The 15,353-nt window shown below is 60.8% G+C and carries 13 protein-coding genes and 2 pseudogenes; 7 read left to right on the top strand and 8 right to left on the bottom strand.

Annotated elements, in window-relative coordinates; translation table 11 throughout:
- Window positions 1-13 precede the first annotated feature (13 nt).
- Together cobM and nikR are read left to right on the top strand one after the other, a co-directional pair.
- Window positions 14-772, top strand: a complete 759-nt coding sequence (cobM, locus tag GA0061102_RS07405) for a precorrin-4 C(11)-methyltransferase (RefSeq protein WP_092845462.1) — start codon at window positions 14-16, stop codon at window positions 770-772.
- 77 nt (window positions 773-849) lie between these two features.
- Window positions 850-1,270: pseudogene (nikR, locus tag GA0061102_RS07400) on the top strand (nickel-responsive transcriptional regulator NikR).
- 35 nt (window positions 1,271-1,305) lie between these two features.
- On the opposite strand, the gene GA0061102_RS07395 reads toward nikR, so the two are convergent.
- Complete coding sequence (locus tag GA0061102_RS07395; protein ID WP_092845460.1) at window positions 1,306-2,118, bottom strand: TIM barrel protein; 813 nt, start codon at window positions 2,116-2,118, stop codon at window positions 1,306-1,308.
- A 159-nt stretch (window positions 2,119-2,277) separates the two neighbouring features.
- Window positions 2,278-3,307, bottom strand: a pseudogene (locus GA0061102_RS07390) (LacI family DNA-binding transcriptional regulator).
- Between the two features lie 150 nt (window positions 3,308-3,457).
- Here GA0061102_RS07390 and GA0061102_RS07385 point away from each other — a divergent pair.
- The 5 genes from GA0061102_RS07385 (at window position 3,458) to GA0061102_RS07365 (ending at window position 7,768) form a co-directional block, all read left to right on the top strand.
- Window positions 3,458-4,546, top strand: a complete 1,089-nt coding sequence (locus GA0061102_RS07385) for a fatty acid desaturase family protein (RefSeq protein WP_092845458.1) — start codon at window positions 3,458-3,460, stop codon at window positions 4,544-4,546.
- A 25-nt stretch (window positions 4,547-4,571) separates the two neighbouring features.
- Window positions 4,572-4,883 (top strand): MocE family 2Fe-2S type ferredoxin, encoded by a 312-nt coding sequence (locus tag GA0061102_RS07380; RefSeq protein ID WP_092845456.1) that lies wholly within the window; start codon window positions 4,572-4,574, stop codon window positions 4,881-4,883.
- 10 nt (window positions 4,884-4,893) lie between these two features.
- The gene (locus tag GA0061102_RS07375) at window positions 4,894-6,120 is read left to right on the top strand and encodes an NAD(P)/FAD-dependent oxidoreductase (RefSeq protein ID WP_092845454.1); all 1,227 of its coding nucleotides are present in this window, start codon (window positions 4,894-4,896) and stop codon (window positions 6,118-6,120) included.
- 71 nt (window positions 6,121-6,191) lie between these two features.
- The gene (locus GA0061102_RS07370; RefSeq protein ID WP_092845452.1) at window positions 6,192-6,752 is read left to right on the top strand and encodes an NADPH-dependent FMN reductase; all 561 of its coding nucleotides are present in this window, start codon (window positions 6,192-6,194) and stop codon (window positions 6,750-6,752) included.
- 128 nt (window positions 6,753-6,880) lie between these two features.
- Window positions 6,881-7,768 carry a DMT family transporter gene (locus tag GA0061102_RS07365; protein ID WP_092845450.1) on the top strand — a complete coding sequence of 296 codons (888 nt, stop codon included), beginning with the start codon at window positions 6,881-6,883 and terminating at the stop codon, window positions 7,766-7,768.
- Window positions 7,769-7,773: 5 nt separating this feature from the next.
- Here GA0061102_RS07365 and GA0061102_RS07360 read toward each other — a convergent pair whose 3' ends face one another.
- The 6 genes from GA0061102_RS07360 to GA0061102_RS07335 all read right to left on the bottom strand — a co-directional run bounded on the left by GA0061102_RS07360 (window position 7,774) and on the right by GA0061102_RS07335 (window position 15,273).
- On the bottom strand, window positions 7,774-10,116 hold the full coding sequence (locus tag GA0061102_RS07360; protein WP_092845656.1) for a polysaccharide biosynthesis tyrosine autokinase: 2,343 nt from the start codon (window positions 10,114-10,116) through the stop codon (window positions 7,774-7,776).
- An 83-nt stretch (window positions 10,117-10,199) separates the two neighbouring features.
- A complete protein-coding gene (locus GA0061102_RS07355) occupies window positions 10,200-11,105 on the bottom strand; it encodes a UTP--glucose-1-phosphate uridylyltransferase (RefSeq protein ID WP_092845448.1) in 906 nt (301 codons plus the stop codon).
- Window positions 11,106-11,109: 4 nt separating this feature from the next.
- Window positions 11,110-12,138, bottom strand: coding sequence for a glycosyltransferase family 2 protein (locus GA0061102_RS07350; RefSeq protein ID WP_092845446.1), 1,029 nt, complete (start codon window positions 12,136-12,138; stop codon window positions 11,110-11,112).
- The gene (locus tag GA0061102_RS07345; protein WP_092845444.1) at window positions 12,135-13,073 is read right to left on the bottom strand and encodes a glycosyltransferase family 2 protein; all 939 of its coding nucleotides are present in this window, start codon (window positions 13,071-13,073) and stop codon (window positions 12,135-12,137) included. Before GA0061102_RS07345 ends, GA0061102_RS07350 begins: the two co-directional genes overlap by 4 nt.
- Window positions 13,070-14,068: a glycosyltransferase family 2 protein gene (locus GA0061102_RS07340; protein WP_092845442.1), complete on the bottom strand. Its 999-nt coding sequence runs from the start codon at window positions 14,066-14,068 to the stop codon at window positions 13,070-13,072. Before GA0061102_RS07340 ends, GA0061102_RS07345 begins: the two co-directional genes overlap by 4 nt.
- Entirely contained in the window at window positions 14,065-15,273 is a 1,209-nt protein-coding gene (locus GA0061102_RS07335; RefSeq protein WP_092845440.1) for a glycosyl transferase family 1, read from the bottom strand. The genes GA0061102_RS07340 and GA0061102_RS07335 overlap by 4 nt, the downstream gene beginning before the upstream one ends.
- Window positions 15,274-15,353: the final 80 nt, after the last annotated feature.

The raw sequence follows: 15,353 nt of genomic DNA, 5'->3' as shown, positions 1-15,353 counted from the left end.
ATGAGGTAGAGCGATGACAGTGCATTTCATTGGCGCAGGCCCCGGGGCAGCCGACCTGATCACGGTGCGTGGCCGCGATCTGATCGGCAAATGCCCCGTCTGCCTCTATGCCGGCTCGATCGTTTCGCCGGAACTGCTGCAATATTGCCCGCCTGGCGCCCGCATCATCGACACGGCTCCGATGTCGCTGGACGAGATTGAGGCGGAATATCTAAAAGCTTCGGCAGCCGGCGAGGATGTCGCACGCCTTCACTCCGGCGATCTCTCCGTCTGGAGTGCTGTTGCCGAGCAGATCCGCAGGCTTGAGCAGCACGGCATCGACTATACGCTGACGCCCGGCGTTCCTGCATTCGCCGCTGCAGCCTCTGCGCTCGGACGCGAGCTGACCATACCGGCCGTCGCCCAGAGCCTGATTCTGACCCGCGTTTCCGGCCGCGCATCGCCGATGCCTAACAACGAGACGTTGGAGAAATTCGGCGCGACCGGCGCAACGCTCGCCATCCATCTGGCAATCCACGCGCTCGGAAAGGTGGTCGAGGACCTGACGCCGCTTTACGGCGCCGATTGTCCGGTTGCGATCGTCGTCAAGGCTTCCTGGCCCGACGAGCGGATCGTTCGGGGCACGCTTGCCACGATCGAGGAGAAAGTGGCGGCCGAGCCGATCGAGCGCACTGCCCTGATCTTCGTCGGGCCATCGCTCGCTGCCAGCGATTTTCGCGAAAGCTCGCTCTACGACCCCGCCTATCAGCGCCGTTTCCGCGGCCGGCAATAAGTCGGGCACCATTGCAAAACTGGCTGAAATTTCCTCTATTCTGCTTCAAAGCCGACGGCACGGAAGAGGATCGGGAGATGCAGCGCATCACCATCGATGATGATCTTCTCGAGACGATCGACAAGATCAGCGCGCAGCCTGGCTATTCCAGCCGTTCGAAAACGCCGCGCGATCTTGTCCGCAATGCCGTTACGCATGCATAGACGGCCATGCGAAACGTTGTGCAGCGCCTACCTATATCTACAGGCATGAAACTCGCGACCTGTCGCGCCGCCTGACGACGGCGCGACATGACTACAATGATCTTTCGGTCTCAACCCTGCATGTCCATATCGACGGACATGATTGCCTTGAGGTCTCGGTGCTGAAGGCAAGGCCGATGAGATACAGGCCTTTGCCGATCGTTTGGCTACCCAGCGTGGCGTCCGCTTCGGCAACCTGCACCTCATTCCCTCGGAGCATGGCCCGCATCACGCGGAAGCCCATTCCCACGGTTGAGTGAAGCGCCGTTGCCCGCGGACAACCCGCAAAACTCAGAGCTTGCCCGTCATATAGGCCATGCTTTCCTTGATCGCGGCCACGGGCTCCTTCAGGGCGTGTACCGTCGGTGCGAAGGGCTCGAACGAAGCCGGGCCGGCGTAACCGGCGGAAAGCAGTGCCCGCAACTGGCCGACATTGTCGAGACGGTCGCTGGCATCGACCAGAACCCGATGCGGATCACGCATGTCCGCAACCGAAACGTCGGCATCGCTGACACCGGAAATATGCACCAGACCCGTTAGATCAGGGAAAGTCGCGGCCTCGCCTGCGAGGTGGTGGTGGAAGGTATCGTGCACAAGGCGGAAGGTGGATTTCGCATCGAGCTCTTCGATCGCGGCAGCCGCCTCGCTCTTCAGGCGCAGCGAGCAGATTTCGAAGCCGAGCGGCTCGACTAGACCGACAATGCCGGCAGCCTCCAGCATCGGCTTCAGGGCCGACAGCGCGTTGCGGAGATTGGCGCGGCGCACCTCCGGCTCACGGCCGCTGCCGTCATTGACCGGAACAAGAACGAGGGCTTTCGCGCCGCAATCGCGCGCATAATCAATGAGCTCCGCCGCTTCTCGGGCGCGCTCATCATTCCATTCGTTGAAGCGCTGCAGCGCGTTGATGGAGATGATTGTAAGCCCCTGGCGCTCGGCCAGTTCCTTGACGGCTTTTGCAGGCGTGCCATCCAGTATCGCGTTTCCGGCAAGATCGTTGCGAATCTCGACGCTGTCGATGCCGAGCTCCTTTGCGGCGGCAAAAAACGATTCCAGGTTCAGGGACGGCGCGCACATATGATTGAGCGCGAAACGAATGGAACTCATGATGGGCACTCCTCCTCAAGGCGTCCGGCCGCAAAAGATAGTCCAATCCGCCGCGCCTGCTTTGCGAAGGACTAGCGAGATTCAGGGCCTTGTTCCATCGGCTTCAGCCATCATTCCTGATAGAATTATCGGCAAAATGATGGAATTCAATCATCCCAGTCAGATGTTTTCCGATAGAAAAATTTCAAATGGCAGGAAGTTTTGTCCGGGAACGACAGCCTCGTCGCTCTCGACGGACTTGATCATCAGGCTCATCAGTTCGTTGCAGAGTGCGGGCAGCGGCGTGCCGATCGTCATGGCAACGACATCGTCGGCGAGTGCTGCCTTCGATTCCGGCGTCAGCTCATTGACGACGGCGATCAGCTTGCCGGACAGCCGCTCCTCTCGAATGGCCGAAATAGCCCCCTCCATGCCGCCGCCGCAAACATAGAAGCCGATGAGGTCGGGGTGTTTCTGCAGAAGATCAAGCGTCGCCTCATGCGTGATCTCCGGCGTGTCGAGATTGATGAGCGTGTCCAGCACCTCGAATTCCGGCGCATTCTCGCGGAAATAAGACCGGAAGCCGATTTCGCGCAGCTCATGACCAAGGAAGCGATGGCTGCCGACAAAACAGGCCACCTTGCCCGGGCGCCGCGCCGAGCGCGCGATGATCCAGGCGGCCGTGCGCCCGACTTTGCGGTTGTCGACACCGATGTAGCCCTGGCGCGCCGTGGTGGAGAAATCGGACAGCAAGGAAAAGACCGGAATGCCTTTTTCCTTCAATTCCTCGATTGCAGCCGTGACCGCCGGGTAATCCGGCGCGACGAGCGCAACCGCTTGGCTGCGTGCGGCGACTATCTTCAGCTTCTCGACAATCGCAGTCGGAGTCGAGGCGGCTACGAAATCAATATGGGCATTGATCCGCGCTGTAGTGACCGCCTGCGCGGCCGTGGCGATCTCCCTGGCAAATGCCTGATAGAAGGCCTGAACCGGCTTCTGCAAGACGAAGCCCAATCGATATTGCGGGCAGGTCTTCGAAGACCCGCTGACGCAGGAGACCAACGGCATGATAGCCGATTTCCTGCGCCGCTTCGTAGACACGCCGTGCCGTTTCCTCGCGTACACGATGCCGTCCGTTCAGCACGCGATCGATCGTGGCGACGCTGACGCCGGATGCCTTGGCAAGATCCGATATGGTGGGCCGACGCATGGCTGCTCCTGAGATATGCCATCATTGATGACATCAGAATTTGATATGTTTTGATAGATTCCATCATTCATGCATTGAGGCAAGCGAAAAGTCGATCTATCGTTTCTGGCATCGAGGGCGGTGTGCTGTTGCACATCGCGGGAGGCATGGATGACAACGATAATCAAGCGTGACTACGATCTGCTCGGTGTGAGCGGCAGGCTGGCAGTGGAAACCGGACTCGCGGCCGCCGAATGGTATCATACGGATGTGCCGCGCAAGGACATGAAGGCGCTGATGCAGCGCTCAGACGCGCCGGCGATCCGCGACACCATCATCTGGCTCGGCAGCATGGCGGTCTTCGCTGCCCTGGGTGTCTATTTCTGGGGATCGTGGATTTGCATCCCCTTTTTCCTGGCCTATGGCGTGCTTTACGGCTCAGCCTCCGATAGCCGCTGGCATGAATGCGGCCATGGCACGGCGTTCAAGACGCGCTGGATGAACGACGCGGTCTACCAGATCGCCTGCTTCATGATCATGCGCAATCCGGTGACCTGGCGCTGGAGCCATGCGCGCCACCACACGGATACCGTTATCGTCGGCCGCGACCCGGAAATTGCCGTTATGCGGCCACCGGATCTCTTTCGCCTCGTCCTGAATTTCTTCGGCATCCTCGATGCCTGGCACGCCATCGTAGATATGCTGCGCAATGCCGGCGGCGTCGTCAGCGCCGCGGAAAAGACCTTTATCCCCGAGATGGAGCAGCCGAAGGCCATTCGCATCGCCCGCATCTGGTTTGCCGTCTATGTCGTGACCATTGCAACGGCAATCGCCATGGGCTCGATCCTGCCGCTGATGCTGATCGGTCTTCCACGACTCTATGGCGCCTGGCATCACGTCCTGACCGGCCTGCTGCAGCATGGCGGCCTTGCCGACAACGTCATCGACCACAGGCTGAACAGCCGCACCGTCATGATGAATCCGATTAGCCGCTTCATCTACTGGAACATGAACTACCATGTCGAACATCACATGTTCCCGATGGTGCCCTATCATGCGCTGCCGAAGCTGCATGCAATGATCAAGCACGACCTGCCGGCGCCGAACCCATCCATGTGGTCCGGCTATCGCGAGATGATACCGGCATTCCTGCGGCAATTGCGCAACGAGGACTATTTCCTGAAGCGCGAGTTGCCGCCGACGGCGCGGCCCTATCGCGAGGAGTTCCACGGCGAACCTCCGGCCGCGGCCGCTCAATAAACCGGACATGCAAAGAGAGGAAAACATGAGCAACTGGATCGAAGTCTGCGCCGCCGATGCGATCGACGAAGAGGATGTCATCCGTTTCGATCATGACGGGCGAACTTTCGCCGTCTATCGCAGCCCGGAGGACGATTATTTCGCCACGGATGGCCTCTGCACCCACGAGAAGATCCATCTCGCCGACGGCTTGGTCATGGATAACATCATCGAATGTCCCAAGCACAATGGCCGCTTCGACTATCGCACAGGCGAAGCCAAGGGTGCACCGGTCTGCGTCAACCTGCAGACCTACCCGGTCAAGGTCGAGGACGGCACCGTCTTCATCGGGCTTTGAGGAGGCAGGCATGGCGCATTTCGTTATCGTCGGGGCCGGAGAATGCGGTGCCCGTGCCGCCTTCGCGCTTCGTGAAAAGGGATTTGAGGGCGACATCACCCTCATCGGCACCGAGCCGCTCGCCCCCTACGAACGTCCGCCCCTTTCGAAAGGCGGATCGGGTGAAGCGCCGGAACCGAAATTCGTCGCCACATTGGAGCGATACCGGGAGCAATCGATCGACATCAGGCTCGGTACGACGGTCTCGGCGATCGATCCTGTCACGAAAACGATCAGCCTCGCTGGCGGACAAACACTCGGTTACGACAAACTTTTGCTCACAACCGGAGCCTCGGCACGGAGTTTCCCCGGCGTCGACAGCGCCTCCCACCGCATCCGCATGCTGCGGACCCATGCAGATGCGGTGGCTTTGCATGCCGCGCTTCACCCCGGTCAGCATATCGCCATCATCGGTGGCGGCTTCATCGGTCTTGAGCTGGCGGCAACGGCGCGCATGCGCGGTGCCGACGTCACGGTCATCGAAGGCCTGCCGCGCGTGTTGAAGCGCGGCGTGCCGGAGGCAATCGCCGAGGCGATTGCCGAACGCCATCGTCAGGAAGGTGCGCAGATCCGCTGCGGCCAGAGCATCGAAGCCATCGCGGAAGAAGCCGAGAAGGCGGTCGTTCGTTTGGCTAACGGCGAAATGATCTCTGCCGATCTGCTGCTCGTTGGCATCGGCGCCTTGCCGAATGTCGCGCTTGCCGCGGAAGCGGGGCTGGCCATCGACAACGGCATTGCCGTCAACGAGCGCCTAGAAACCTCCATTGCCGACATCTATGCGGCAGGCGATTGCTGCTCCTTCCCGCTCGCACTCTATAGCGGAAGGCGCATTCGCCTCGAATCCTGGCGCAATGCACAGGAGCAGGCAAATCTGGCCGCCGCCAACATGCTGGGAGAAGGCGCCGAAATATCCGCCGTGCCGTGGTTCTGGTCCGACCAGTATGACCTGACGCTGCAGATTGCCGGCCTTGCGGATGAGGCGGTCACTCATGTCCGGCGCGACCTTGATGACGGGGCATTCATCCTGTTTCATTTGGGCATTGACGGCCGGCTTCTTGCCGCAAGCGGCATCGGCCGCGGCAATGCCATCGCGCGCGATATCCGCCTCGCCGAAATGCTGATTGCAGCCCGCGCGCATCCGGATCACAATGCTCTGGCGGCAAGCACCGTCAAGCTGAAGTCGCTGCTCGCAGCGTAAGATCGCTCTTGGAACTTGACGAAGGGCGTCGAACCATAAATGTCTCCCTGTAACGGCAAATGGGGGAAGCGATGAAGATACTCGGCATTTCTGGCAGCCTGCGCAAAGGCTCCTTCAATACGGCCCTGCTCCACGCCGCCGTCGAGCTGGCGCCAAGCGGCGTCGAGCTGATCGCCCGCACCATCCACGGCGTGCCGCTCTATGACGCCGATCTCGAGGCGGCGGACGGCATTCCGGAAAAGGTCCGCGAGCTCAAGGATCTGGCCATCGCAGCCGATGGGCTGATCCTGTTCACGCCGGAATACAACAATTCGCTTCCCGGCGTCTTCAAGAACGCCATCGACTGGATGAGCCGCCCCTCGACCGACATCGCTCAGGTCTTCGGCGGAAAGCCGGTCGCCGTCCTCGGCGCCTCGCCCGGCAATTTTGGCACCATCCTCAGCCAGAATGCCTGGCTGACGGTCCTGCGCACACTCGGTGCCGAAGCCTGGTTTGGCGGCCGGTTGATGGTGTCGCGGGCCGGCAGCGTCTTCGACGCCGACGGCGCGATCGTCGACGAGAAGGTGAAGCACAATCTCGCGGCGTTCATCGAAGGTTTCAGTGCTTTCGTCGAGGCTCGTAAAAAAGGCTGACGCGCGGCTGCTCGGCTAATCCGAAAGTCAGATATGAAGCCTATGACTAGCCGATGAATAAGCTAATGTAACCGCGACGCCGGGTTCCGGCGCCTCCGAGCCCCCCACATCTTCTTCCGTCAAAAATAATGAAATCCAATAGTACCGGTTACGTCTTCACACTGTTGGCCATCAGCATATTCGCCATACAGGACGGCATATCCAAGCACCTCGTCAGCGCCTATCCGCCGCTTCTGGTGGCGATGATCCGTTATTGGGCCTTCATGCTTTTTGCCATCGCGATGGCCTCGCGCGCACCGGGCGGCCTGCGACGCAACATAAGGACCAAGCGCCCGGTCTTGCAGATAGCCCGCGGTCTGCTGCTCGCCGCACAGATCGTCGTCGCCATTTCGTCCTTCGTCATCGTCGGACTGGCCCATTCGCAGGCGATCTTTTCCTCCGGGCCTCTGATGGTGGCCATGCTGTCCATACCGATCCTTGGCGAAAAGGTCGGCTGGCGGCGATGGCTGGCGATCTGCTTCGGCTTCGTCGGCGTCCTGCTGATCCTGAAACCGGAGAGCGGCGTCTTCGATGTCCGCTTCCTGTTGCCCCTTTCCGGCGCACTACTGTTTTCGTTCTATGTCGTCCTCACACGTTATGTCAGCCGCGACGACGGTGCCATGACCAGCTTTTTCTATACGGGCGTGGTGGGCGCGGTCGCCATGAGCTGCATCGGCCCATTCTTCTGGACGACGCTCGCGCCGCATGACTGGATCTTCATGGGGATTCTCTGCCTGACCGGCGTCTCAAGCCACTATTTCCTCATTCGCGCCTACGACCTGCTCGACGCGGTGGTGATCCAGCCGCTGACCTATCTGCAGCTTGTGCTCTCCGCCATTATCGGTGTCAGCATATTCGGCGAAAAGCTGAGCGCGCCCATGATTGTGGGCGCGCTCATCGTCGTTGCGGCAGGCATATTCACGATCTGGCGCGAACATGCCTTGGCGAGAACCCGGCTCAAAGCCGGCAAGGCATAGGCAGACTAAGCATCCACCTGGGCGCGCGGCTGCGCCTCGGTGTAGTAGCTCACATATTTCTGCCGGTAGCGCTCCGTCCCGCCGAAATCGCTGTAGCGCGGCAATTCCGACATGTCGGTCTTGTTGAGGATGACGCCGAGGATCCGCGAATTGATCTGCGGCTCCTGCTCCAGAATATCGCGAACCAGATTGGTCGGCGTCGCACCCCATTCGGCAACCAGCAGGAAGGCATCGACCTGCGGCGCAAAGGCCTTTGCGTCGATGACGGGACCAAGAGGTGCAAGATCGACGACGATGTAGTCGAACAACTTGCGCGCATTTTCCATGAGATGCTGCATGCCCTGCGAGGACAGAAGCTCGCTGGTGTGCAGCAGGTGATCGCGCACAGCAACCGGGAGGATGGCAAGCTTGGTGCGCGGGTCGACCTTTACGGCATTGGTCCAAGGAACCTCGCCAAGCACAGCCTCGATCAAGCCGGCCTGCGGCGGCGACTTCAACGTGCGGCTGAGGCCCGGATTGCGCAAATCGGCATCGATAAGCAGTGTGCGCTTGCCGCTGCTGGCGAGCAGGGCGGCAAAATTGGCGGCCGTCGTCGACTTGCCCTCGCCGGGCAACGCCGAAACGACGCCGATCACGCGATCGGCGCGGCCCTGTAGCATGATGTCGCTGGCGAGCTTGGCGTTCCTCAAGGTCTCGGCGAAGATCGAGCGCGGCGCTTCGACCGAGATACGCATGATACGCTCGAAGGCAACGCCGTTTTCCGGCTCTTCCGCGGTTGCTGGCACTGGTCCTGCATTCGGCTTGCGCGGTTTCTTCTTGCTCTTGCTCTGTTGGCCGAGCAGCGGCAGATAGCCGAGGAACTTGAGCCCGAGAGCCATGCGCACATCCGCTTCGACACGGAAAAAGCGATCGCGGAACTCCTGGAGGGCAGCCAATCCGCAGCCGGCCATCAGACCGAGGATGACCGAAAGCGCCATGATAAGCGTCCTCTTCGGGCTGGAGGGCGCAGTGGGTACGCCGGCAACCGAGATGACACGCGCCTTGGCGATCGGGAAAGAGCGCTGCTGGGTCGCCTGTTCGAAACGGCCCAGGTAGGATTCGTAAAGGCTCTTCAGTGCCGTCGCCTTCTGGTTCAATTCGTTCAAATGAACCAGCGACTTGTTGGCTTCGGAATTCTTACCAACGACGTTTTCGATGCTTTCGCGCAGCGACGACGCTCGCGATTGCGCCACGTCATATTCGTTCTTGTAGCTGGCGGTGAGCTGCTGGAGCTCCTGATAGATCTGGCGCGTAATATCCTGCCGCTCGGCGCGGAGTGCCACGGCTTGCGGATGATTGGCGCCGAAATTCTGCGTGACGTCCTGCTCGCGCTTCTGGACCGCGAGATAGCGTGTCTTCAGATCCTGCAAGACGGAATTATCGGTCTGGCTGGATGAAATGGTTGCGTTCTTGACGGCATTGTCCGGACCCTGGTCGATGATCGACTTGTATTGATTGTAGCGCGCGGAGGCGCTGGCCGAATCGGCCTGAGCGATGATCAACTGCTTGTTTAAGTCGGAAATCTGCTGTTCCGACATCAGCTCGCCGCCGGTCGAGGTCAAGCCGTTGTCGGCTTTGTATTTCTCGACTTCGAGCGAAGCCTCCTGCGAGCGCTGACGCAGATCGTTCAGACGTTCCTGCAGCCAGACGGACGCGCGTTCGGTCGCGTCGAAATTGGCGTTCAGTTGGTCGGTCAGATAGGCATCGGCATAGGCACGCGTGACCTTGGCGGCCAGCTGCTTGTCGGTCGAGCTGTAGGAAACCGCGACAACCGAGCTTCGCGTCACGCGCTCGACCTTGAGGTTGTCCTGCAAAACGGCAGCAACCTTCTGACGTTGGGCCTCACGCTGCTCTTCCGGCGTCATTGGCGGGCGGCCCGGCGTAAAGATGCTGACGATGAGGCCGACACCGGATTTCAGCAAGGCTGCCGGCGATAGTGGCGGATTGAGCAGCGTGTTGTTGTCGGCAAGACCACCGGTATCGGCAACGCGTAAAGCCATCTCGTTCGATTTGAGGATTTCGACAGCGCTTGCGATTTCCATGTCCGCCTGCTGGCCGCTGGCGGCCGGTGGCTGATCCTCGGCATATTTCGTCATGCTTTCGTCGAGCAATATCTGCGTCATCGACGTGTAGCTCGACGTCGCGGTCAGCAAATAGGCCACGGCCAGAATGACGCAGGCAGCCACGGTAAGGAGGATGGTGCGGATGCGACGGGTCACGATCGCCATCAGCCGATCGAGGTCGATGAAACTATCCTGCGACTCTCCTTGGGGAAGAGCGCTATGGAAAGTGAAATTCTTCTGATGCATGGCGACCACCTTGTCGGAGAAGCCTGAATGAACAATAGCCACGACCTGCGACCCTCACGGCCGCAGGTCAAATGTGAACAGGCTTAAGCGGCGGTCATCTGCGCTTCGTGCGAGACGACCAGGTTGCGGATCGAGTCATAGACCAAGCCGCCAATATCGGAGCGAGCGAGCGCGAAAGCGACGTTCGCTTCGATAAAGCCATGCTTGGACCCGCAGTCGAACGTGCGTCCGTTATAGACCTGAGCATGGAACGATTGCGTCTCGGAGAGACGCAGCATGCCGTCGGTCAGCTGGATCTCATTACCGGCGCCGCGCTCCTGGCGGGCCAGAATATCGAAGATCTCGGGCTGAAGAATATAACGACCATTGAGGTAAAAGTTTGAAGGCGCCTCGGACGGATGCGGCTTTTCGACCATTTTGGTCACGGCAAAGCCATGCCGAACCGCCGCGCCCTTGCCGATGATGCCATATTTCGACGTCTCTTCCGGAGCGCACTCCTCGACGGCAACGATGTTGCCGCCAACCTCGTTATAGAGATCCATCAGGCCGGCCATGCAGCCACGCATGCCGTAGCACAGCATGTCGGGCAAAAGCAGCGCGAAGGGCTCGTTGCCGATCAGGTCGCGGGCACACCAGACGGCGTGGCCGAGGCCGAGCGGAGCCTGCTGGCGAGTGAAGCTCACGGAGCCCGGCCGAGGCAGGAGGCGCTCCAACTCGCTGACCTGATGGCTCTTGCCAGCACGCTGCAGCGAGGAAATCAGCTCCGGCGTATCATCGAAATGGTCTTCGATCGCCGACTTATTACGGCTGGTGACGAAGACGATGTGCTCGATGCCGGCCTCGATGGCTTCGTCGACGGCATATTGCACGACCGGACGATCGACGATCGTCAGCATCTCCTTTGGCATCGCCTTGGTAGCGGGCAGGAAGCGCGTTCCGTTACCAGCAACCGGGATGACTGCTTTTCTGACACGATGTTTGGGGTCCATGGCTCTATCCTTTGTTAGAGTGAGGGCCTGCGCCCATATTAGGCAGGGGGGAGGAAAGTTGAGGGGTGGGCGCCGGCGGTTGACGGCGGCTCCGCAGAGACGTGGCCAACCGACGAAAACGGGCAAAAACCGGCATGCTGAGATGACGCACCGCGCGGGGGTTGAGGCACGCGATCTTCAGCATGGATTGCAATTCGCGTCCCTTGATGCTGTCGACCAGCTTCAGGAATGCGATGACATCCTTCAGGTTGCGCGTGCGCCGCCGTTGTGCGGCAAGGGCTGCAGCGCCGAAGGGATGCTCGGCAAAGAATCTGGTGTCGGCTGCGAGCATCGCCTCGACATGGTCTTGTCTGAGCACCCTCGAGATCGATCCCTCGCGAATGTAGTAGAGGTAGCCTGCGGTCGGTTCGACGACGCAGACGCCGCCTCTCGCCAGAGCCGACGCCAGGAAAATATAGTCCTCGCCGATCCGCAGCGTCTCGTCGAAGCGCAGGTGATGCTTCTCGACGAAGGCACGCTCGAAGATCGGCTTCATGTAGCCGAAATTATGCTCCGACTGGAAAATCATGTTGGAGGCAATGAATTTTGCCAGCGTCAGCAATGGCATGCGCGCCAGCATCGGCTCGGGGAACATGGTCGCCGTCGTTCCGATATCCTCGCGAATGACGTCAAGATTGTCGACCACGATCTGCGCCTCGGCTCTTTCCGCCCTGGCGATCAGCCGCGCCATGCGATCCGGGCGCAGGGCGTCATCGGAATCGAGCACGGCCACCCAGCGGCCGCGGGCTGCATCGAGCCCGGCATTGCGAGCAGCACCCGGGCCGCCGTTGCGGGGCATAGCGACGAGGCGAACACGCGGATCCGGGTGGTTACCGGCAATTTCGCGCGTACCATCCGTCGAGCAATCGTCGACGACGATAACTTCCATGCTGACGGCACCTTGGGCCAGAGCGCTGTCGATGGCACGCTCGAGCGTGTCCTCGGCATTGTAGGCAGCGATGACGAAACTGACATCGGGGATGAAATCCGTCATTGCGGTGCTTTCTCCAGACTTCCGTATTGCTCGATTTCGCGAACTCCAAAGAGGCCGCTGACGACGCCGGCATGCATGATGCCCCGCAGGCCATAGCGATGCCGCTTGACGGGAGACGCTGAAAGCAGCGCTGCGGCAGCAAAGCAGTAAGCGGATTTCGTGCCCGCAAGCACGATCGCGCGCCAGCGCCCGAAACCGCCAGCTGCCTCCAGCAGCATGCGACCATGCGTCTGCCCCATGCGATACCGGCGCTTCGACAGCCAGGATATCGTCGCACGTCCGTTGGGAACGGGCTCATAGACCAGCGCATCTTCGGCATAGGCGATCCTGCCGCCGGCCCTGTGCATGTGGCTGAAGAACTCGGTATCCTCGCCGCCGCTGCGCCCAAGCGCGATATTGAAGCGCCGGCCGGCAAGCGAGGGCGCGCCACGGCGCAGCAACACATTGCAGGTATAGCCGGTCAGAATTTCTCCCGAGACCCAGACGGGTAAGGTCGAATGGAAATCGCCGCGCTGCATCCAGGCGGGAGCAACGTTTGCGTAAACCGCCTGGACGGGACCGAGGACGGCATCGGCGCCGGTGGTATCGGCCATGACGAGCATTTCCGTCAGCCAGTCCTCCGAAGCCGTCTCGTCGTCGTCAATGAAGGCTAGGAAGTCACCGCTTGCGTGATCCAGGCAGGCATTGCGGGCAATCGAGATATTCGATGCCGGGCAATGGACATAGAGGATCTCAAAGGGCACCGCCGAACGCATGGCTTCGACACGGTCCCGCGCGCTCGGCGTGACATCATTGTCGGCAACGATGATCCGGATGATCGCGCCGGCAGGAACGCTGAGCACCGCCAGCGACAGCAACGTCTGATCGAGCTCTGCCCGCCGATAGGTGCATACTGCGATGTCGATCTTTATCGGGCGCCGATGGACCTGCATCATGACGCGACCCTGCGATTGCGGAAGCTGAAGACCTCCATCCAGAAGCCCATGGACCAGGCGAAATGCATGACCATGGCGGAGATGGCCGCGAGCGGCCCATAGGGGTTCCGGTGGCCAAGGGCGATCCAGAAGCCGTAGGCGATGCAGGCCACGGCCCAGAGGCCGACGGGAATGACCGCAATCCAATTGAGAACGGCCAGGAAGGCGCCGATGAAGATCGGCACGACCGCCAGCGGCAGCATCTGGCGCGGGCTCGGCATGCTGCGATGCTTGAGAATATTGCGCGCCCGGCCGCGGCCGTAGCCGAGATATTGTTTGAAGAGCGTCGGGACGCTGGCACGCGGATAATAGGTCATGGCCGTCTTGTCCGTAAGCCAGATACGATAGCCGGCCTTGTGCAGCCGGTAATCCAGCTCGGCATCCTCATTGTGACTGAAGGTCTCGTCATAGCCACCGACGGAGCGGAAGGCCGAAACCCGCATCAGCGCATGGTGCCCATGCTCGGCCCAATGCCCCTTGGCGCCCTCGCGATGCTTCGAACCGCCGTTGCCGAGCTTGGAATTCTGCGCCACCGCGGTTGCCTTCTGGAAGGCACTGAAGCCCATCGTGCGCATGGCGACGACGACGGAATCCGCGCCGGTCGCGCCGGCTTCCTGAACCAGTGTCTGGCAATAATCGACCGGATAGTCGCCATGCGCGTCGATACGGATGAAGTATTCGTAGTCCTCGCCGAAGACTTCCATGGCGAGATTGATCGCGGCGCTCTGCAGCCGTTTCGGATTGTCGAGCAGCAGGACACGCGGATCTCTCTCGGCGATGTCCCCGACGATCTCGCGCGTGCGATCGGTGCTGCCGCCATCGGCGACGACGATCCGGGCGTCAAGATCATCCAGCGCCTGGCCGAGTTTACCGATCAACGGCTCGATATGCTTTTCCTCGTTGAGACAAGGAATAACGATTATGCAGCGCATATCTCCTGAACTTCCGGTCGTCATTGCAATCCACCTCTATTGCGATGCAGTTGTGGGAGGGTCTGTACTTCGGCAAACGGCTCATTGGCGCGCGTGAGGGATGCCAGCCGCTGCACCAGTCCCTGGCAGTCGGCACGATCGGTCATCCATTGCTTGCTGTCCTGGGATGCCACGGCCTCGAAAGCTGCGAGATAGCGCTGCTCGTCCATCCTACCCAAAAGCGCGGCGAGATGTGCGGCGTCGGCCGTATCAAGCGTAAGCCCAATCTTTCGGCTTGCGAGAAACCTTGCCGTCTCGGTGCCATCGAACGCGATCGGCACGGCGCCATAGAGGCCGCCTTCATAAAGGCGGTTCGGCAGCAGCCAGCTTGAATTCAACCCTTCTTCGAAGAAGTCGATCGCCCAGGAGAACTGAACGTCGTTGTAGATCGTCGAAAGATCCTCAGGGTTCTTGTAGGCGCCGGCAAAATGCATGAAGGGCGCATCGCGCACGAGGCGATCAAAATCCTCGAACTCGGCATAAGCGGGCCTGCCTCGCAGGACGATCTCGAAACGACCTTCCATCAGGCGAGAGAAATCGTCGAGCAATGCCAAAGACTTGCGGCAACGGAGCGCGCCGAACCAACCGATCTTCCATGGTTTGCCTGCAGCCGGCGGCCTTGCGCTCGGTGCAGCGGCGCGTGCAGCTGGCTCGAGCGCCAGCACCTTGTTTTCGAGCAGCATGATGGGCAGGCGCAGGCCGGAGCGCGGGCGGAAATAGCGCTCGACGAAGGCAGGAGAGCTGGTGATGAGCAGCGCCGCCTGCGAGCCGAAATGGCGCTCTGCGCCACGAAGCGCGCCACCCACCACATCGTCGCGCAGCAGCAGCCGGTGGATGTCAAGGCACTCATAGACGATCGGCATGTCGCCGCCGAAGACGGACTTGGCGCGATTGGCCAGCGCCAGCATCTCGAGGTTGCGGCCGATGATAACGTCAGGCCTTGCGACCGAACTCAACGCGCTGCGTAATTTCGCTGCCGATCTGGCGACTGCGGCAACACGCTGGGCAAACTGGGCATCCTGCGTCCTGCCGAGCTCGATCGGCTCGACACCATGGATGGTGGCCAGCGCATTATCCTCGCGCCGGAAACCCGCCAACGTCACGAGTGCCCCGCCCGCCTGCAGCATCAGCACCCGTCGGCGCACGGCGGGATCGGCAAGATCGTGGACGAAATAAAGAATATGCAGCATCAAAATTTCCGCTTCTGCGCCTGGCGAAAGCCGGGCGCCTCGTGTGGCTGGTGTTGCATGGCGACATTGCGATCGGTCGC

The organism is Martinezella miluonensis, from assembly GCF_900094545.1.
GTDB classification, from domain to species: domain Bacteria; phylum Pseudomonadota; class Alphaproteobacteria; order Rhizobiales; family Rhizobiaceae; genus Rhizobium; species Rhizobium miluonense.
Note: the sequence above shows the minus strand (reverse complement) of the source record. Positions and strands in the feature narration are given on the sequence as shown.